We start from the raw sequence: 18,570 nt of genomic DNA, 5'->3' as shown, positions 1-18,570 counted from the left end.
CTACGTCCGCCGGAGAAGGAGAACCGACGTGCCCGAGACCAGCGTCACCGCCGCGACGTGCCCGACGATGGCCGCGACCAGCAGGGTCCGAGCCCGGACGAACGGAACCAGCAGGAGTTGAACCAGCGCGAACCCGATGGTCAGCAGGTCGATGCGGAGCAGGCGCGACCGGGCTTGGGCGTCGAACTGGCCGCCGTACCGGACGGTTCGCCAGAGACCGGTGATGCTGACCCACCATCCCGTGCCGATGCGGTAGCAGAGGTCCCACAGCACGAGGAGGGCGAGATAGACCGCGGGTGCGGGTGGCGTCTCGCCGAGCAGAAGCGCGAGGAGCGTCACCCGTCCACTCCGTACGTCGAGCGCGAACAGATAGGTCAGGAGCGCGACGAACGACAGCACGCCCAGTACCACCTCGATGCTGGACGAGAAGAGGAGTCGCCGGTAGGGCCGGGGCGTCCGGAGCAGCCGAATCTCGTCACCGAGCGCCAGCATGAGGTAGCTTCCGGCGGCCGCGACCACCACCGCGGCGGTCCCGGGGGCCACCGCGCTCCAGAGGTCGTAGACCGCCGCGAAGCCGAGAATCAGCCCCTCGAACGCCGCGAACTGGACGCCGACCGCGACCGGCGGCGACAGCGACAGGCCGGGAATCGCGCCGACGATGCTCTCGTAGACCCACGTCTCGCCGTACTTCGACTCCTCGCGCGTCGCGTCCTCGCTCATGCGTGAGCGTCCGCCGGCGCGCCGTCCGCCAGCGCGCGCTCGACCGCTTCGTCGAAGGGCGTCAACTCGACCGACATGAGGTCCCGAATTCGCTCGTCGTCTGCGACGACGGGGTTCTTCAGGCCCGCGACGAGTGGATGCGCGATGGACTTGGGCACGTCCGTCACCAGGTCCATCCAGTACGCCGACAGGTTCGGCGTCAGGACCGGTACCGAGACGATGCGGGGTTCGGTACCCATCACCCGGCCGGTCCGGCGCATCATCTCGGCGTAGGTCAACACCTCCGGCCCGCCGATTTCGTAGGTCTCGCCCGCCGTCTCGGGTGCGTCGAGGACGCCGACGAGGTAGGCCACCACGTCGGCGATAGCGATCGGCTGACACTCGTTGTGGACCCACCGCGGCGTGATCATCACGGGGAGTTTGGCGACCAACTCACGTATCATCCGGAAACTCGCGCTCCCGTCGCCGACGATTATCGCGGCCCGGAGCGTCGTCAACTCGAACTCGGCCTTCTCCGACAGAATCGTCTCGACCTCGCGTCGAGATTCGAGGTGTTCGGACAGCACGTCGCCGGTCTCGCCGAGTCCGCCGAGGTAGACGACTCGCCGGAGATCCGACCCGCGGGTCGCCTCCACGAAGTTCCGGGCCGCGAGTCGGTCGCGCTCCGCGAAGTCCCCGCCGATCTGCATCGAGTGGACGAGGTAGTAGGCCGCCTCGACCCCCTCGAAGAGTCCGTCCACGCTCTCGCGGTCCAACAGGTCGGCCTCCGCGACCTCGACTCCCTCGGGAGCGTCGTAGCTATCTGCGTCCCTGACGAGTGCGACCACCTCGTGGCCCGCCTCCAGCAGCGCGGGGACGAGATGGCCGCCGACGAATCCCGACGCACCAGTTACCAGCACGCGCATTTGCTGTCAGTTAGTGGCGAGCGACCATAACTGTCGGCGGTCGGAAAAGACGAGCGTTCGGGCTACAACTCCTCGCCCGGCGGCGGGCGCTCGCCCAACTCGATTTCGACCTGCATTCGCTCGCCGTCGCGCAGAATCGTCAGCGTCACGGTGTCGCCGGGGCGGGCCTCGGTGAGATAACTGGAGAGGTCCTCGCCGGAATCGACCTCTCTCCCGTCGATAGCCACGATTACGTCACCGCCGACCGGGACCTCGACGCCTCGGACTCGCTCGGTTCCGCCGCCGCCCTCCAGCACGCCGTCGGCGGGCGACCCCGGAACGACCCGCCTGACCAGCAGACCCCGCGTGACGTTCAGGTCGTTCGCTTCGGCGACGATGGGCGTCACGTCGGCCGACGTGATTCCCAGGAACGAGTGGGCGTAGGAACCGTTCTCTATCAGCGCCGGGACGACGCGCTCGACTCGTCTCGCCGGAACCGCGAACCCCGTGTTCTCGCTGCCAGAGAGCGCCGCGGTGTTGACCCCGACGACCTGCCCGTCGCAATCGACCAGCGGCCCGCCGCTGTTACCAGGGTTGATAGCGGCGGTCGTCTGGACGGTGTTCGGGATGCGGAACTGCGGCCCCTGCGCTCCGCCCGCCGGAATCGACCGGTTCGTTCCGCTGACGATACCGTTCGTGATGGTCCCCGGCAGACCGAGCGGACTGCCGAACGCGGCGACCGGCTTGCCGGGGTCCGGTACCGCCGGTTCGAGGTCCAGCGGGTCGGCGTAGTTCGGCGAGTTCTCCACGTCCAGCACCGCGAGGTCGCTGTACGCGTCCCGACCGACGACTTCGGCCGTGCGCCACTCACCGCGGTCGAACTGGACCTCGACGGTCGAGGCGTTGCCGACGACGTGCTGGTTCGTGACGATGCGGCCCTCGCCGTCGTAGACGAATCCCGACCCGAGTCCTTGCCCGTTCTGGGTCAGTACCTGTACCGTGACGACCGAGCCTATCGTCTCGTTGTACAGCGACTGGTAGTCGCAGGTGACCTGCATCGCCGTGTCGTTCGTTCCTCGATTCTCGACTGTTCCCGTCGGTCCCGCACCGACTGCCCCCACCGGCCCCATTCCGAGGAGCGCGAGTGCGAGCACTCCTACGAGCAAGCGTGTCTGTCCACGCATCGAAGACCGAAACGGGCGGAACGGCCAAGAAAGTGGGGGCCTCTCTATCTCGTCTCCTCGCCGGCGGTCGTCGCTTCGCCGGTGGTCGTCGCGTTCGCGCTCCGGGCGAGTTCGGGACGCACGTCGGCCAGTGCTTCGACCGTCGGCGCGTTCACGATGGTCACGTTCGCGCCGCGTCGAACGACTCGGAAGGCGTCGGCGAACGGTCCGGAGTCGACCACCCACGTGTTCGGCCCGACGCGCTCTGCGCCCTCTCCGCGGAGCAACTCCAGATACGCCCGGTGGAACTGTCTGGCGTCGGTCTGGGTGTCCCACGCGGTCCGCCAGACGTAGCCGTAGTCGGTCCCCTCCTCGGTCTCCTTCCGGTAGGGGACCAACACGTCGTTGCCCCACCCTTCCGACGGGACGCTGGTGTAGTTGAACAGGTCGAACGTCGGGTCGTTCGGGTAGAGGTGCTCACGTACGTCGATTATCTCGTTGTCGTACTCGTAGCCCTGGTACCAGAACATGGTGAAGATACCGACCTCGCCCACCGTCGTGGTGCCGTTCACCCCGCTGAACGAGAGGTTCGACTGGTCGAACGGCCGCCACCCAGCGCGGGCGGTGTCCTCGAAGTCGAGGGGGACCGGCGGTTCGTTCCGCTTGTCGGGATGGATAATCTGCTCGGTGGTGTTGGGCGGATTCTCGTAGGTGGCGTTCACCGCCTCCCACCCTCCCTGTTCGCGTAACTGTGCGACGTAGTTCGGGCCGTCGGAGTAGGGAGCCAGTATCATCTGGCGCATCGCGAAGTTGCGGGCCGAGGAGACGTCGCCGCCCGGCGGTTCCTTCGACTCGACCTGCACGCACTCCCAGACGACACCACAGAGCTGTTCGAACCGCTCTTCGACGTACCGGGCGTCGCCCTCGATCAGGCCGCTCCGGGCGCGCGACCCGTCCTCTGTCCGGGGCTGAAGTTCGTCGCGGGTCAGGTCGAAGTGCTGGTCCTGTAGCGCGTGGACGAACTCGTGGACGAGCGTGGTGCTACTGACCGTGAGCGGGTCGTCGTCCGAGACGATGACCATCTTGTCGGCGAAGGAGTTGTAGAACCCCGCGACCTGCGACGACTCGTTTTCCATCACTCGCGTCGAGTTCTCGTCCTCACCGACGACGAACGTCGCTTCCCAGAGCTGATTCTCCCACGCCGAGACGGTCGCGGAGTCGTCGGGTTCGGCCTCGTTCCGGCGCTGGAGCTCTTCCTGACTCACGACCTCGAGGGAGAGCGACCCGACGAACTCCAGTTGCCGCAGATGTTCGGCCCGCGCGATGGCCCGGTAGACGTACGCCCGGAGTTCTTCGTCCGAGAGACCGTCGGACTGGTTCACGTCGATGGTCGAGTCGTGCCGGTAGCCACCCTCCGCGCCGATGGTCTCGTTGCCGGTCGATTCGAAGACGATCGCGCCGTCGCGGTTGTTCTCGACGCGAACGTCGGTCGAGTTCTCGAGGAAGACGCCGTCGACACTGTTGTCGAGGACGGTGTTGTTCACCACCGCGCCGCCCGACGAGTTCCGGACGAACACGCCCATCACGCCGTCGTTGGAGGTCGAATCGGTGACGGTGGTGTCGTCGGTGGAGAAGAGGTAGACGCCGTACCGACTCCGGGAGGCGTTGGTGGTCGTCACCTCTCCGCCGACGGTGCCCTGCAGGAGGACGCCGGCGAGTCGATTGTTCGTCGCCTCGCTGTCGGCGACTCGCGTTCCGGTGGCGTTGACGGCGTAGATACCTGCCGTATCGCTCTCGGTCGCTGTCGCGCCCGTCACCTCGCTGTCGGTCGTCTCGAAGAGGTAGACGCCGAATCGGTTTCCGGCGACCGACGCCGCGCTGACGGTCGCACCTCGGGTCCCGTCGAGCAGGACGCCGGCGACGTCGTTGTCTCTCGCCGTGACGTTCGAGAGCGTCGGCGCTCGACTCCCGCCCTGATAGACCCCGACGACGCCGTTCTCGCTGGCGGTGACGTTCGTGACGCGACTCCGACTGCCGCCGAACACGCCGACGCCGAACACGGCGTTACGGACCGACTCGCCGTCGGCCACTTCGATACCGGGCGACCGGAGGGCCGTGACGCCGAAGGCGGTGTCGGCGACTCTAACGCCGGTGAATCGGCCCTGCCGGAGCGAGTCGGCGACCGCACCCCACCGCCAATCGGTGAGCGTGAGGTTCCGGACCGTCACGTTCGAGACTCCAGCGATCGAGACGCCGATTCCGGTCTGCGGTCGAAGCGCGTCCGTCTGGAAGAATCGTTCGGCCGCCTGCTCGGAGTCGACGCTAATCGCGCCGTCGACGACGTTGCCGTCGCCGTCCAGCACCACGTCGTTCGCCCGAATCTCGATGCAGGTGTCGGCCGAACTGTTCTCGACGTCGGAGCCGAGGACGTAGGTCCCCGACTCGGTGATGGTCGTACACGACGTGAGAACCGTGAACTGGGCCTGTGGCGCGTTCGCGGCCTGTCCACCGGTCCCTGCGACCCCGCCCGCCCCGACGACTCCCGCGACGGGTCCCACGACCGCGACCACCGCGACGAGTACTGCGAACGATCTGGTTGGCATTCTCTCCCAGAGAGGCGACGGGCCGAAGCATCAAACTCGGGGACGAATTCGGTCGCGACCGTTCGTATTCAAGCCGCGTCGAGGCTGGTGTGAACCCCGGGCGGTCGGTGGCTGGCACTCCGGACTCGATTTCGCGGGCGGAAATGACTCTCCCCCTTCGGACGATTGTATTCCGTTCCAAGAACCAATTATACAATTCTTAAACGAAGGAATAAGATTATGGGGCCGGTTCGGTCCCCGGATTACGGAGGTCGGTTCAGTCCCCGAACAGACTCGCGTGAACCGGCGCGAACTCCCGTTCGTCGGCGTCGCTGACCGCCCGGCCTTCGACGCCCGCCGCGAGGAAGTCCCGAATCGGCGGCCCGACCTCCTCGGGTTCCACGAGGAAGGCGTCGTGGCCGTGGTCGCTCTCCACGACGTGGTTGGCGACGTCCACCCCTGCGGTCTCGAAGGCCGCCGAAAGCCGTTCGGCCTGCTCGACCGTGAAGTGCCAGTCGCCCGTGAAACTGACCACGAGCGCCTCCCCGGTGAACCCGGCCAGCGCGTCGGCGTCCGAGTCGTAACCCGACGACAGGTCGTAGTCGTCCATCGCCCGCGTCAGGTAGAGATAGCTGTTGGCGTCGAACCGCTCGACGAACGTCTCGGCCTGATAGTCGAGGTACGACTCGACTTCGCGGTAGGGGAAGAACTCGCCCGCCGGGTCGTCCGGCGCGAAGGCGTCGGCCAGCGCGGCCCGCCCGGCCGACCGCCGACCGAACTTCCGGTCCATCGAGTCCTTCGAGAGGTACGAGACGTGGCCCAACTGGCGGGCGACCGCGAGGCCGTCGTCGGGGTCCGCCTGCTCCTCGCCGTAGTACTCCCCGCCGTTCCAGTTCTCGTCGGTCGTGATGGCCCGTCGCGCGATGGCGTCGATGGCCATCATCTGGGGGTCGAGGCGGGCCGCGGTGGCGACCGGAATCACCCGGTCCACGCGCTCGGGATACCGCTTGGCCCACTCCAGGACGTTCATGCCGCCGACGCTCCCGCCGACGACGGCGTGGAGCGGGCCGACCCCGAGATGGTCGAGCAGGCGGGCCTGCGCCCGGGTCCAGTCGCCGACGGTCACGGCCGGGAAGTCGGTGCCGTAGGGGTCGCCGGTCTCGGGGTCGATGCTGGCCGGGCCGGTCGTCCCGTAGCACGACCCCGGCACGTTCGCGCAGACCACGAAGTACTCGCGGGTGTCGATGGCCTTGCCGGGTCCCACCACGTCGCTCCACCACGCCGCGGCCTGTCCGTCGGTCTCTCCTCGGGAGGGGCCGGTGACGTGCGCGCTCCCGGTCAGCGCGTGACAGACCAGCACCACGTTGTCGCCGTCGTACTCGCCGTAGGTCTCGTAGGCGACTTCGAGCGGGACCGACCGGCCACACTCGAACTCGAACGTCCCGAGGTCGGCGACGTCGCAGGTCCGGTTCATGTGGCTCTCTCGATGGCCTGCTCTACGTCGGCCAGCAGGTCCGCCGGGTCCTCGATGCCGACCGAGAGTCGAATCAGGTCGGGCGAGACGCCCGCCGACCGCTGCTCCTCCCGCGAGAGTTGCGCGTGGGTCGTACTGGCCGGGTGGATGACCAGCGTCTTCGCGTCGCCGATGTTGGCCAGAAAACTGGCGAGCTCGACGTTCTCGCAGAACTGCTTGCCCGCCTCGAAGCCGTCCTCCAATCCGAAGGCTATCATCCCGCCGTACCCGCCCTCCAGATACCGACTCGCGTTCTCGTGGGTCTGGTGGCCCTCCAGACCCGGATACGCGACCCACGCCACCTCGTCGTGGTCGGCGAGATGCTCGGCGACGATCGCGGCGTTCTCGCAGTGGCGTTCCATTCGGAGGGGCAGCGTTTCGAGGCCCTGGAGGGTCTGCCACGCGTCGAACGGCGACTGCTGGTTGCCCAGACTCCGGAGGGCGCGAAAGCGCGCGGCGGCCGCCAGCGGCGCGTCGGCGAAGTCCCGAGAGAAGTCGGTGTCGTGGTAGGCCGGGTTGTCGCCAGCGAGTTCCGGGTAGTCGTCGGCGTGGGCCTGCCAGTCGAAGCTTCCGCCGTCGACCAGTACCCCGCCGACCGTGGTCCCGCTTCCGTGGAGCCACTTGGTCGTGGACTCCCACACCGCGTCCGCGCCGTGGTCGAGGGGCCGACAGAGGTAGGGCGTGGCGAAGGTGTTGTCCACCACGAGCGGGGCCCCGGCGTCGTGAGCGATTGCGGCCACTCTGTCGAAGTCGGGCGTCACGAGCGAGGGGTTGCCGACGGTCTCGACGTGGACGAACGCGGTGTCCGAATCGACCGCTTCCTCGTAGGCCTCGTAGTCCAGGGTGTCCACGAACCGGGGTTCGACCCCGCGCTTGCTCGCGGTGTGGCTGAGGTGGGCGGTCGTCCCGCCGTAGGTGTCGGTCGAACAGACCACGTTGTCGCCCTCGTCGGCCAGCACGAGGACGAGCGAGTCGAACGCGGCCATCCCGCTGGCGGTGGCGACCGCTCCGGTTCCGCCTTCGAGCGCGGCGAGTCGGTCTTCGAGCTGGCGCGTCGTCGGGTTTGAGATGCGCGAGTAGATGTCGCCCTCGGCGTCGAGCGCGTAGAGGTCCGCGGCGTGGTCGGCGTCGGTAAACTCGTAGGAGGTCGTCTGGTAGATGGGCGGCGCTCGTGCTCCCGTCGCGGGGTCGGCCTCGTGGCCCGCGTGGAGGCTCCGGGTGTCGAAGCGGGGCTGGTCGTCCTCGGAGGTCATGTACCACAAGCATATTTCTACACGAGGTTATAACTGCCAGTTACGGCAAGGCTTGCAGTTGGGGCAGAGTGTTTTTCCCGACCTTCGGCGTAGCCCCGACGTGAATCGGCGCACACTCCTCGCACACGTGGGCGTCGGCGCGCTCGGGAGTACGCCCGCGCTCGGCCGCAGAACTGCTCGCGGGCGGCCCGACGGCCGGGACCGCGCGTCGGGCGCTCGTGGACGGACAGGCACGTCTGCGAACGCGCAAGACGAGCAGTCCGAGACGTACCGCAACCCAGTTCACGACCGGATATTTCCGGACCCCGACGTTCTCGGGGTCGACGGAACCTACTACGCTTACGCGACCTACCACCCGTGGACCGAAGGACGGGGACCGGACCGGGAGCTAATCCCCGTCCTCCGGTCGCCGAACCTCGTGAACTGGAAGCCAGTCGGCCCGGCGTTCGCCGAGAATCCCGACTGGTCCCGGTATCGCGGCCTCTGGGCACCCGGCGTCGGGCGACTCGGCGGGCCCACCCTGCTCTACTACTCCGACTCCGAATTCGGTGCGAGCAACCCCGGAATCGGGGTTGCGACCGCCAGCGACCCCGAAGGACCCTTCGAACCGCGCGGCGGTCTCTTCCGGAGCGAGGGAATCGGGGTTCCAAACTCCATCGACCCCGCGCTGTTCGTCCGCGAAGGGACGCCGTACCTCTTCTGGGGGAGCCACGGGGGCATCTACGGCATCCGACTCGCCGAGGACGGACTCTCGACGGCAGTGAACGCGAGCGAGACGTTCCAGATCGCTGGCGGCGGGGTCGAAGCCCCCTACGTCGTCGAGCGCGAGGGCTACTTCTACTTCTTCGGTTCTCGCGGAACCTGCTGTCGGGGTGCGAACAGTAGCTATCACGTCGTCGCGGGTCGGGCCGAGGGACTGCGGGGACCCTACCGCAACCGCGCCGGAGAACGACTTACCGCCGACGGAGCGACCGGGACGACGATTCTCGAAGGCGACGACCGATTCCTCGGTCCCGGCCACTGCGCAGCCGTTCGAGACGAGCGCGGCGGGTGGTGGCTGCTCTATCACGCCTACGTCCGGGGGAATCCGTGGGTCGGCGACACACCCAGACGGGTCCTCATGCTCGACCGAATCCGGTGGGAGGACGGATGGCCCGTGGTCGGTGAGAACGGCACGCCGAGCGCGGAGGGTCGGGTTCCGCCGGTTTCGGAGTGAGTCTCCCGGCGACTCCTCGAATCGTGGGACACACTCTCTACCCTCCGAAACGTATAGGAAAGCCGACACCGAAGTCCCGGTCATGAGTGATTTTATCGTCCCGGCCGCGCTCGAACGCGGAGACGAGGTAGCAGTCGTCGCACCGGCCTCCGGTCGTGCGGCCGACTACCCCCACGTCTACGAACTCGGACTGGAGCGCCTGCGGGAGGTCTTCGACCTCGAACCGGTCGAGTATCCGACCGCGACGAAGGACAGCGACTACCTCTACGACCACCCCGAGGAACGTGCTCAGGACGTGATGGACGCCTTCTCCGACCCCGACGTCTCGGGCGTCGTGACCACTATCGGCGGGTTCGACCAGATTCGGATATTGAGGCATCTCGACCCCGAGGTCCTGCGCGAGAACCCGACCAGATTCTACGGCATCAGCGACAACACCAACCTCGCACTCTACCTCTGGAACCTCGGCATCGTCTCGTTCTACGGCGGAATGGTCCTGACCGACCTCGCCATGCAGGGGTCGATGCACGACTACACCGTCGAGTACCTCGAAACGGCGTTCTTCGCCGACGACTTAGACGCCTTCGGCGATATTCGACCCGCCGAGCGGTTCACCGACGAGGACCTCGACTGGGCGAACCCCGAGAACCTGGACCGCCACCGCGAGATGGAACCCAGTCCGGGGTGGACGTGGCGAGGGCCGGAGACCGCGGTCTCCGGCCGGACGTGGGGCGGGTGTCTCGGAACCCTCGACATGCAGTTGCGAACCGGGCGCTACCTTCCGGTTGCCGAGGACTTGGACGGGCGAATCCTCCTGTTGGAGACCTCCGAAGAACTTCCCTCCGCGATGGACGTCCGGCAGTTCCTCGTCGGGATGGGCGAGCGCGGGCTCCTCGAACGCTTCGCGGGCGTCCTCGTCGGTCGCGCCAAGGCCCGAAACCTCTTCGAGGAGCCCGGTTCCGAGGCCCGCGCCGAGTACCGCGAGAATCAGCGCGAGACGATTGCGGAGGTCGTCGGGGAGTACAACCCCGACGCGCCGGTCGTCTTCGACGTGGAGTTCGGCCACACTGCACCGATTGCGCCGGTTCCGGTCGGCGGGCGCGTCGAAATCGACCCCGCGAGCGAGACTATCGCGTTCGAGGACTGACGACGTGGCGTTCCGAGTCGTGAGACGTCATTCACGGCTTATAAGTCGGCGCACTCCCCATCACCGAACGTTCTCGTGACTTCCGTACGACGCGACCGACTCCGACTCGCAACCGTCGTGTTCGCCGTCCTGCTCGCGCAGGTCCTTCTCTACCCCGGCGTGCCGGACCTCGTCGCGGCGGTCGGCGCGACCACGACGCTCGACGCGAGCATGTGGTTCCTCGCGGCGGAGTTCGCCGCCTTCGTCGCCTTCGCGGGGGTCTGGGGCGCGGTCAGTGACCGACTCGGCCGCCGGACGCCGCTCGTGGTGGCGGGCGCGCTCGGCGGTGCGGTCGGCTACTTCGCGCTCGCGTTCCTGCCCGGCGCGCTCTCGCTGTCGTTCGGCGGCGTGCTGGCGCTCCGGGCGATTCAGGGCGCGACCACCATCGGCGCGTTCTCGCTGGCGATGACGATGCTGATGGACTTAGAGGGCGGCCACGGCAGGAACATGGGCGCGGCGGGCATCGCCATCGGTCTCGGGACGGCCGTCGGGGCACCTCTCGGCGGGCGACTCTACGGTCTCGGCGCGCTCGTTCCGCTCTACGTCGCGGGCGGACTGCTGGTCTGTGCCGCGGTGGTGGCCCTGTCGATACCCGACCGCGCGCCGTCCACGGAAGACGGGAGGCTCCGCCGGGCGCTCGTCACGCTAACCGAGCGTCCCGTGTTGGGACTCCCCTACGTCTTCGGGTTCGTGGACCGGTTCACCGCCGGGTTCTTCGCGCTGGTCGGCACGGTCTACTTCCGCGAGGAGTTCGGACTCGACGCCGCCGCGACCGGCCTGATGTTGGGCCTGTTCTTCGCGCCGTTCGCGCTCCTCCAGTACCCCTTCGGGGTCCTCTCGGACCGGGTCGGTCGGAAGGTTCCCATCGTCGCGGGTTCGGCGCTGTACGGGTTCGCCGTGGTCGGGGTCGGACTCGCTCCGACCGTCCCCGCCGCGGCGGTCACGATGGTCGTCGTGGGCGTCATCGGCGCGCTGATGGCTCCGGCGACGATGGCGCTCGTCACCGACCTCGCGTCCGAGTCCGGGCGCGGGACCGCGATGGCGGGGTTCAACGCCTTCGGAAGCATGGGCTTTCTCGCGGGCATCCTCGTCGGGGGGACGGTGGCCGACGAGTTCGGCTTCCTCGCGGCGTTCGTGGCGGCGGGCGCGCTGGAAATCGCCATCGCGCTGGTGTCGATTCCGACGTTCCTCCGAATCGCTCCCGAGAGCGCGAGTACGTTCGGCGGGTAACGTCGGCGAGTCCGCTACACGCACCTCGAAAAGGTCGGTCCCTGCGCTCGCCGTGGAAGACGGACGATGGAACTACAGATGTGCCTCGAAGCAACAAATACGAACGGTAAATATAGGAGTATAATTCTCTGTCCGTCGACGGACCGACCCGCGACCTACCGCAGTTCCGCTCGCGCCGCTTCGATTCCGGCCTCGGTGTCTACGTCTTCGCCGGTCTCCTCGAAGGCCTCGCCGATGGTGCGAACCCCGCGGAGGATCTGTTCGCTGGAGAGGTTGCCCATGTTGCTCACGCGGAAGATTTCGCCGCCGAGGTGGGCCTGCCCGCCCGAGATGGAGACGCCGCGCTCCTCGATGGCGTCGAAGAAGGCGTCGGGGTTCTCGCGGGTGGACGTCGGGAGCGACACCCCGGTCAGGGTGTTCGAGTAGTCGGTCGCCTCGTTGCGCTCGGCGAACAGTTCGAGTCCCATCGCGGTGAACGCCTCGCGGAACGCCCGCGACTGGCGGCGGTGGCGCTGGATTCGCTCGGGCATTCCCTCGTCTTCGATGTTCTCGACCGCCACGGCGAGCGCCCGGAACAGCGGAACCGCGCTCGTGAAGGGGGTCTGGTGGGACTCGGCCTTCCGCAGGTGCCAGTCCAGGTCCTCGTAGAACGGCGCGGCGTCGCCGTCGAACGCCTCCTGGGCGGCCTCGGTGGCGTACATCGCCGACGTGCCCGGCGGCGCGGCGAGGCACTTCTGGGCGTCGGTGACCGCCACGTCCACGTTCCAGTCGTCGATGCGGAACTCGTCGCCGCCGATGGAGGTCACGCCGTCCACCACGAAGGTGGCGTCGTGGGCCTCGGCGATCTCGCCGACCTCCTCGACCGGATTCAGCAGGCCCGTACTCGTCTCGTTGTGGACCATCGTCACGACGTCGGTGTCGTCGGTGACGGTCTCCTCCACGGCGTCGAGGTCGATGGACTGACCCCACGTCGCTTCCACGGGGTCTACCGAGGCGTAGCGGTCGGCGATGCGCTTGAAGCGTCGCCCGAACTTCCCGTTGACCAGCGGGACGACATCGCCGCCGTCTCCCACGAGGTTCGCCACCGCGGCCTCCATCGCCATCGTCGCGGTCCCGTTGAAGATGAGACTGGTGCCGTCGCTCGCGGTCGTTTCACCGTCGAGCGTGGACTGGGTGAAGACGTAGTCGAGCGCGTCCTGCGCTCGCTCGTAGACGGCCTCGAACTCGGCGGAGCGGTGCGAGACCATCGGTTCGTTCATCGCCTGCAGTACGTCCCGGGTTACGGGGACGGGTCCGGGGTTCAGGAGGAGGAAGTCCTCACGCATGGTTGCACTCTCGTCCGGGTTCGGCTTAAGTACGCGGGGTCTCCGCAATTCCCGCCATCTCTGCCGGGTCGGAGAGCCGACGCTCGAACTTCCTACCAGTTACTGGCCAGAGAACTCATCACGACCGTCGGTGTATCACCGTTGCTATGGCACAATTCAGCGAGAGCGACGAGGGGAAACCCGTCGTCATGGGCGACGAGAAGGTCGGAATGGTCTCGGAAGTCAAAGGCGGGACCGCCCACGTAGACCCCGACCCAGGCATCACCGACAAGATCAAGGCGACGCTCGACTGGGGCGACCACGACGAGGACACCTACCCGCTTCAGGAGAACCGGGTAGACGCCATCACCGACGACGAGGTCCGCCTTCGAAGCGACCTGTAGGACCGGCCTGCGACCCAATCAATTGTTTTCCGCGGGCTAACCGTATCTGCACCACCGAGGACTGACTGCTCGACCGCTACGTTTCTAGCTGTTCGGCGATTTTGTCGAGGTGGTCGAGACCGACGATTGCCACGGTTTCGCCGCGCGAGCGAAGCGAATCCAGATTCCCTGCCATGCACTCCTCGCGGGTCTCGTCGCGGAGGGCGACCGGCTTGGGCGGGTCGAACGCCCGGAGGAGCGACTGAGATCGACGGGCCTGCGCGCGCTCGTCGTCGGCCTGCACCGCGGGCGGGTCCGACCAGTCGCAGTCGTGTTCGACGGGGTCGTCCACTTCGACCCGGAGCGACGTTCGGTCGGCGACTGCGGCCGCGACCCGGCAGGTCAGCGCGTGGCGCGTCACCGACGCGACGCCGGACGCGACCCGGCGGAGGGTGCCGAGCGACGCGCCGTCGCTCCACCAGTTGCGGGCGAGTCGGGCGAAGAAGTCGCCGGTCGGCGCGTCGATGCCGACGACTTCGGCGTCGCACTCGCTGGCGGCCTGCGCCGCGGCGCTCATCTCGCCGCCGAAGGCGGGCGGCGTCCGGGTGTCTCGGGCGTAGGTCTCGTAGAGCGGCGTCGCCAGCGGTGGGGCTTCCAGCGCGACGACCTCGGGGTCGCGCTCGCGTACCACCGCGCTCGCGCGGTGGACGCTCGCGGGGTGGTCGTGGACGACGCCCACGAGCGTCAGGTCGGCGTCGGGAAGTCTACGCACGTACTCGCCGTTCATCCGCGGGTCGTCTGACGGTTCCAGTCGGTCGTCGGAGGGGCCCGCGGAGTCGGTCGAATCCGGGGAGGGCATTGGTTTGCATGGTGGTTTCACGCACCACTGATAGACCTTTGGATTTGGGTCAGAAAGGATTCAGGAAACTAGACAAGATGCTAACTAATATGCCGAAGGTCGGGCCTTCGGAAACCGGACTCCGAGCCTCGACGTGAACACCAACTTACGTATACCTATCTAAAGGAAGCTTCTTTATTTCTTTAACGTGTATCAAATGATGTCTGCTCCGAAGGGAGCCACCGGCGAAGACTGGAATTTTTACGGGAGAACGGACAAACTCCCGATAATGGCTACCGTCAGCGCGGACGAGAACCCCTACGTCGAGGAGCCGGAAACCGACTTCCGACCGGTCCAGGAGTTGACCGAAGCCGAGGCGAGCGAACAGGCAGAACTCCTCCGAGAGGCCATTCGCTTCCACGACTACCGCTACTACGTCGAGAACGACCCCCTCATTGGCGACCGGACCTACGACGCCCTCTTCACGCGGTTGCAGGACCTCGAAGACGCCTTCGACGTTCGGACCGCGGACAGTCCAACCCGGCGCGTCGGCGGCGAACCGCTGGACGAACTCGGCACGGTCGAACACGTCGCGCCGATGCTCTCCATCGACTCCAGCGGCGAGGCCGACGACGTGCGGGAGTTCGACGAGCGCGTCCGGCGGGAGGTTAGCGAGGCGCGACGCGCCTCGGGGAAGTCGAGCGGGGAACCGCGAGACGGCGACGTGACCTACGTCTGCGAACCCAAGTTCGACGGTCTCTCGGTCGAAGTGGTCTACGAGGACGGCGAGTACGTCCGGGCCGCGACCCGCGGCGACGGTTACGAGGGCGACGACGTGACCGAGAACGTCCGGACCATCGCCAGCGTGCCCCACCGACTCCGCGGCGACTACCCGGACCGACTGGTGGTCCGCGGCGAGGTCCACATTCCCGAGGACGCGTTCCGGGAACTCAACCGCGAGCGCGTCGAGCGCGGCGAGGACCCCTTCGCTAACCCGCGGAACGCGGCCGCCGGAACCCTCCGGCAGTTGGACCCCACCGTGACCGCTCGGCGACCGCTCGACTGCTTTTTCTTCGACGTACTCGACTCCTCCTACGACTTCGAGACCCACTGGGAGCAACACGAGACCCTGCCCGACTGGGGCCTGAAGGTCAACGACCGCTCGGAGCGCACCGACGACGTCGAGGAGGCCATCGACTACCGCGACCGTCTGATGGCCGACCGGCCCGACCTCGACTACGAAATCGACGGCGTGGTCATCAAGGTCGACGACCTCGCCACCTGCGCGGAGCTCGGCACCACGGAGCGCCACTACCGGTGGGCCTTCGCCTACAAGTTCCCCGCGCGCTCGGAGGTCACGACCATCACCGACATTACGGTGCAGGTCGGTCGGACCGGTCGTCTCACCCCGGTCGCGCTCCTCGAACCCGTCGACGTGGGTGGGGTCACCGTCTCGCGCGCCAGTCTCCACAACCCCGACGAAATCGCGGAGATGAACGTCGACGTCGGCGACGAGGTGGACGTCGAGCGCGCGGGCGACGTGATTCCCTACGTCGCCGAGGTGGTCGAGAAGCACTCGGAGGGCCACTACGAGTTTCCCGACCACTGCCCGGTCTGCGACAGTGCAGTCGAGTTCGACGGCCCGATGGCCTACTGCACCGGCGGTCTCGCCTGCGACGCCCAACTCCGGCGCGCGGTCGAGTACTACGCCAGCGAAGACGGTCTCGACATCGAGGGACTCGGCGGCGAGCGCGTGGATCAACTCGTCGACGCGGGACTGATAGCGGACAGTCTCGCGGACCTCTACCGAATCGAGACCGAGGACCTGACCGACCTCGAAGGCTGGGGCGAGACCAGCGCCGAGAACCTGCGTCGGGAATTAGAGGAGTCGAAGCACCCGCGCCTCCGGGCGTTCCTCTCGGCAATCGGCATCCCGAAGGTCGGCCCGGCGACCGCGGCCGACCTCGCCCGCGAGTTCGGCGACCTCGACGCCATCCGGAACGCCGACCGCGAGCAACTGGAAGCGGTCGAAGGTATCGGCCCGAAGGTCGCCGACCAGATCGCGGAGTTCTTCGACTCGCCCGAGAACGAGCGCGTCATCGACGATCTCCTCGACGCCGTCGGCTCGCTCGAAACGCCGAGCGAGACCGAGACCGGCGACGAGTTGGAGGGCCTGACCTTCGTGTTCACGGGGTCGCTCGCGGAGTACACCCGGAGCGAGGCCCAGCAACTGGTCGAGGACCACGGCGCGAACGCCACGAGTAGCGTCTCCCGGAACACGGATTTCCTCGTCGCTGGCGACAGTCCGGGCCAGACGAAACTCGACGACGCCGAGGCGAACGACGTTCCGGTGCTGGACGAAGCCGGGTTCGAGGAGCTACTTCGAGAGAGAAACGTGGACGGTTAGAGGTCGGCGTCGGAGAACGCCCACAGTCCGATTGCGACCGGAACGAACAGCCAGGCGAGCAGGTAGGCGACGACGAAGGGGTCGGAGAGGTACACCGGCAGGGAGTCGCCGAACGCCTGGGCGACCTGCTTTCGCTTGAAGAGGCTGAACATGAAGACGCGGGAACGGAGCGTCGAGTCCAGCAGGAACGCGTCGATGAGCGTCTTGTACGCCTGCGTCGGATTCAGCAGTTTGACGAACAGTAGCGTCTGGTACCGTGACGCCTCACCGATGCCGACGTACTTGTCGAGCGCGTTGACGAGTTGATTCGCGAAGGAGTTCCAGAGGACGACGAACCAGAAGAAGAACCCGACCGACCCGACCACGGCGCGCTGGCTGGAACTCGTCGCCGCCGAGATGCCGACTGCGAGACCCACGAACACCAGGCCGAGGACCACGGTCAGGAGTGCGAACAGGAGGAAGTTGACCAGTTTGATCTGGAGCGAGGTGAACAGCATCAGAATCAGCGCGACGAAGAAGCCGATGACGATGGGAAGCGCTATGACGGCTCCTCGTCCCAGAACCTTCCCGAACACCACGTCGTTGCGCGAGTGTGGAAGCGAGAGCAGGAGTTTGAGCGACCCCGACTCGCGCTCGCGGGTGATGGACGCGTAGGCGATGACGATGGCGATGAGAGGGATGAGAATCGACGTCCCCTGCTTCATCAGGTAGATGAACGCGTCGGTGGTTCCGCTCCCGCCCTGTGCGGGTGCGGTACCCATCTCGAAGTAGAACTGGAGGATGGCCGGGAGCGCGAACACGCCGACGAACAGTATCGACAGCCCCCAGAGCCACTTCGAGCGCACGGCGTCCTGGAAGTCCTTCCGGGCGATGGCCTGCCACGTCATGCTTTCACCTCCTGTTCGTCGGTGGTGTAGGCCATGAACAGGTCCTCCAGCGAGGCTTCCTCGGTCTCGAAGTCCTGCACGTCGACGCCCGCCTCTTCGAGGGTCGTGAGGACAGTCGTCTTCGCACCGCTCTCGCAGGAGACCTGTAGCGTGTCACCCGAGCGAGTCACCTCCGAGACGCCGTCGAGCGCGGCCACGTCGGCGACGGCCTGTTGGGACACGTCGTCGGCCGTGATGTCGAGCACCGTGTCGGCGCTGGTCGTCTCGCGCAGGCCCTCGATGGAGTCTTCGGCGACGAGTTGCCCGTCCCGGAGGATGCCCACGCGGTCACAGACGGCTTCGACCTGTCCGAGGATGTGGCTGGAGAAGAAGACGGTCGCGCCGCGACTCGCCTCTTCGCGCACGATGTCGCGCATCTGACGGGCACCCTGCGGGTCCAGACCGGTCGACGGCTCGTCCAGAATCAGCAGGTCGGGATTGCCCACCAGCGCCATCCCGAGGACGAGGCGTTGGGCCATCCCCTTCGAGTAGCCACCCGCCTTCCGGTCGCCGTCCTCGCTCGACAGGCCGACCCGTTCGAGGATGGCGTCGGGGTCGTCGTCGACGTCCTTCGACTCGATGGCGAACTCGAGGTGCTGTCTGCCGGTCAGTCGGTCGTATACCGAGAACCCTTCGGGAAGGACGCCGATGCGCTCCCGGACTGCGACGCTCTCGTCGTGAGTGTCGTAGCCGAGAACTCGGACCTCGCCCTCGGTCGGGCGCACGAAGTCCAACAGCATGTTGATGGTCGTGGACTTGCCCGCGCCGTTCGGGCCGAGGAAGCCGAACACCTCGCCTTCCTCGACTTCGAAGGAGAGGTCGCGGACGGCGACCACGTCGCCGTACCGCTTGGTTACTCCGTCGATTTCAATGGCGGCCATAGTCGCGCCTTTTGCGCTCCCTCATGTAAACCCTTGTCTTATCGTGTTGGCCAATGGACTGAAAAGAGGGTCGACAGACGGCCG

At 67.0% G+C, this 18,570-nt stretch carries 15 protein-coding genes; 5 read left to right on the top strand and 10 right to left on the bottom strand.

Annotated features, from left to right (window positions below; translation table 11 throughout):
• From E2484_RS17730 to E2484_RS17705, 6 genes are all read right to left on the bottom strand, one after another.
• On the bottom strand, positions 1-720 hold the full coding sequence (locus tag E2484_RS17730; protein WP_137286519.1) for a DUF7530 family protein: 720 nt from the start codon (positions 718-720) through the stop codon (positions 1-3).
• Positions 717-1,625 (bottom strand): NAD(P)H-binding protein, encoded by a 909-nt coding sequence (locus tag E2484_RS17725; protein ID WP_137286518.1) that lies wholly within the window; start codon positions 1,623-1,625, stop codon positions 717-719. The genes E2484_RS17730 and E2484_RS17725 overlap by 4 nt, the downstream gene beginning before the upstream one ends.
• A gap of 62 nt (positions 1,626-1,687) precedes the next feature.
• Positions 1,688-2,788 carry a S1C family serine protease gene (locus E2484_RS17720; RefSeq protein WP_321112706.1) on the bottom strand — a complete coding sequence of 367 codons (1,101 nt, stop codon included), beginning with the start codon at positions 2,786-2,788 and terminating at the stop codon, positions 1,688-1,690.
• 44 nt (positions 2,789-2,832) lie between these two features.
• Positions 2,833-5,370 (bottom strand): Hvo_1808 family surface protein, encoded by a 2,538-nt coding sequence (locus tag E2484_RS17715; RefSeq protein ID WP_137286517.1) that lies wholly within the window; start codon positions 5,368-5,370, stop codon positions 2,833-2,835.
• A gap of 256 nt (positions 5,371-5,626) precedes the next feature.
• Entirely contained in the window at positions 5,627-6,823 is a 1,197-nt protein-coding gene (gene metX / locus E2484_RS17710) for a homoserine O-acetyltransferase MetX (RefSeq protein ID WP_137286516.1), read from the bottom strand.
• Positions 6,820-8,115, bottom strand: coding sequence for an O-acetylhomoserine aminocarboxypropyltransferase/cysteine synthase family protein (locus E2484_RS17705; RefSeq protein ID WP_137286515.1), 1,296 nt, complete (start codon positions 8,113-8,115; stop codon positions 6,820-6,822). Before E2484_RS17705 ends, metX begins: the two co-directional genes overlap by 4 nt.
• A gap of 100 nt (positions 8,116-8,215) precedes the next feature.
• Here E2484_RS17705 and E2484_RS17700 point away from each other — a divergent pair, with 100 nt between their 5' ends.
• The 3 genes from E2484_RS17700 to E2484_RS17690 all read left to right on the top strand — a co-directional run bounded on the left by E2484_RS17700 (position 8,216) and on the right by E2484_RS17690 (position 11,747).
• Positions 8,216-9,331, top strand: coding sequence for a family 43 glycosylhydrolase (locus E2484_RS17700; protein WP_170977407.1), 1,116 nt, complete (start codon positions 8,216-8,218; stop codon positions 9,329-9,331).
• Between the two features lie 82 nt (positions 9,332-9,413).
• Positions 9,414-10,478 carry a S66 family peptidase gene (locus tag E2484_RS17695; protein WP_137286513.1) on the top strand — a complete coding sequence of 355 codons (1,065 nt, stop codon included), beginning with the start codon at positions 9,414-9,416 and terminating at the stop codon, positions 10,476-10,478.
• A gap of 75 nt (positions 10,479-10,553) precedes the next feature.
• Positions 10,554-11,747 (top strand): MFS transporter, encoded by a 1,194-nt coding sequence (locus tag E2484_RS17690; protein ID WP_137286512.1) that lies wholly within the window; start codon positions 10,554-10,556, stop codon positions 11,745-11,747.
• Between the two features lie 155 nt (positions 11,748-11,902).
• Here E2484_RS17690 and E2484_RS17685 read toward each other — a convergent pair whose 3' ends face one another.
• Positions 11,903-13,072, bottom strand: coding sequence for a pyridoxal-phosphate-dependent aminotransferase family protein (locus tag E2484_RS17685; RefSeq protein ID WP_137286511.1), 1,170 nt, complete (start codon positions 13,070-13,072; stop codon positions 11,903-11,905).
• A 146-nt stretch (positions 13,073-13,218) separates the two neighbouring features.
• Between E2484_RS17685 and E2484_RS17680 the strand changes: the two genes are divergently transcribed.
• Positions 13,219-13,455 (top strand): PRC-barrel domain containing protein, encoded by a 237-nt coding sequence (locus E2484_RS17680; protein ID WP_137286510.1) that lies wholly within the window; start codon positions 13,219-13,221, stop codon positions 13,453-13,455.
• 76 nt (positions 13,456-13,531) lie between these two features.
• Here E2484_RS17680 and E2484_RS17675 read toward each other — a convergent pair whose 3' ends face one another.
• On the bottom strand, positions 13,532-14,293 hold the full coding sequence (locus E2484_RS17675; RefSeq protein WP_137286509.1) for a hypothetical protein: 762 nt from the start codon (positions 14,291-14,293) through the stop codon (positions 13,532-13,534).
• 268 nt (positions 14,294-14,561) lie between these two features.
• Here E2484_RS17675 and ligA point away from each other — a divergent pair, with 268 nt between their 5' ends.
• Positions 14,562-16,679, top strand: a complete 2,118-nt coding sequence (ligA, locus tag E2484_RS17670) for an NAD-dependent DNA ligase LigA (RefSeq protein WP_137286508.1) — start codon at positions 14,562-14,564, stop codon at positions 16,677-16,679.
• Here the strand turns inward: ligA and E2484_RS17665 are convergent.
• Together E2484_RS17665 and E2484_RS17660 are read right to left on the bottom strand one after the other, a co-directional pair.
• Complete coding sequence (locus E2484_RS17665) at positions 16,676-17,566, bottom strand: ABC transporter permease (protein ID WP_137286507.1); 891 nt, start codon at positions 17,564-17,566, stop codon at positions 16,676-16,678. The two genes, ligA and E2484_RS17665, sit on opposite strands and share 4 nt — an antisense overlap.
• Positions 17,563-18,486, bottom strand: coding sequence for an ABC transporter ATP-binding protein (locus E2484_RS17660; protein ID WP_137286506.1), 924 nt, complete (start codon positions 18,484-18,486; stop codon positions 17,563-17,565). Before E2484_RS17660 ends, E2484_RS17665 begins: the two co-directional genes overlap by 4 nt.
• Positions 18,487-18,570: the final 84 nt, after the last annotated feature.

Source organism: Halorussus salinisoli, from assembly GCA_005239435.1.
In the GTDB taxonomy this organism is placed as follows: Archaea; Halobacteriota; Halobacteria; order Halobacteriales; family Haladaptataceae; genus Halorussus; species Halorussus salinisoli.
Note: the sequence above shows the minus strand (reverse complement) of the source record. Positions and strands in the feature narration are given on the sequence as shown.

What these genes read in the sequence shown, in the direction of transcription:
- E2484_RS17720 (WP_321112706.1), bottom strand. Translation starts at nt 2,788, where the DNA reads ATGCGTGGACAGACACGCTTGCTCGTAGGAGTGCTCGCACTCGCGCTC.
- E2484_RS17715 (WP_137286517.1), bottom strand. Translation starts at nt 5,370, where the DNA reads ATGCCAACCAGATCGTTCGCAGTACTCGTCGCGGTGGTCGCGGTCGTG.
- E2484_RS17665 (WP_137286507.1), bottom strand. Translation starts at nt 17,566, where the DNA reads ATGACGTGGCAGGCCATCGCCCGGAAGGACTTCCAGGACGCCGTGCGC.
- E2484_RS17725 (WP_137286518.1), bottom strand. Translation starts at nt 1,625, where the DNA reads ATGCGCGTGCTGGTAACTGGTGCGTCGGGATTCGTCGGCGGCCATCTC.
- ligA (WP_137286508.1), top strand. Translation starts at nt 14,562, where the DNA reads ATGGCTACCGTCAGCGCGGACGAGAACCCCTACGTCGAGGAGCCGGAA.
- E2484_RS17730 (WP_137286519.1), bottom strand. Translation starts at nt 720, where the DNA reads ATGAGCGAGGACGCGACGCGCGAGGAGTCGAAGTACGGCGAGACGTGG.
- E2484_RS17675 (WP_137286509.1), bottom strand. Translation starts at nt 14,293, where the DNA reads ATGCCCTCCCCGGATTCGACCGACTCCGCGGGCCCCTCCGACGACCGA.
- E2484_RS17685 (WP_137286511.1), bottom strand. Translation starts at nt 13,072, where the DNA reads ATGCGTGAGGACTTCCTCCTCCTGAACCCCGGACCCGTCCCCGTAACC.
- metX (WP_137286516.1), bottom strand. Translation starts at nt 6,823, where the DNA reads ATGAACCGGACCTGCGACGTCGCCGACCTCGGGACGTTCGAGTTCGAG.
- E2484_RS17705 (WP_137286515.1), bottom strand. Translation starts at nt 8,115, where the DNA reads ATGACCTCCGAGGACGACCAGCCCCGCTTCGACACCCGGAGCCTCCAC.
- E2484_RS17680 (WP_137286510.1), top strand. Translation starts at nt 13,219, where the DNA reads ATGGCACAATTCAGCGAGAGCGACGAGGGGAAACCCGTCGTCATGGGC.
- E2484_RS17660 (WP_137286506.1), bottom strand. Translation starts at nt 18,486, where the DNA reads ATGGCCGCCATTGAAATCGACGGAGTAACCAAGCGGTACGGCGACGTG.
- E2484_RS17695 (WP_137286513.1), top strand. Translation starts at nt 9,414, where the DNA reads ATGAGTGATTTTATCGTCCCGGCCGCGCTCGAACGCGGAGACGAGGTA.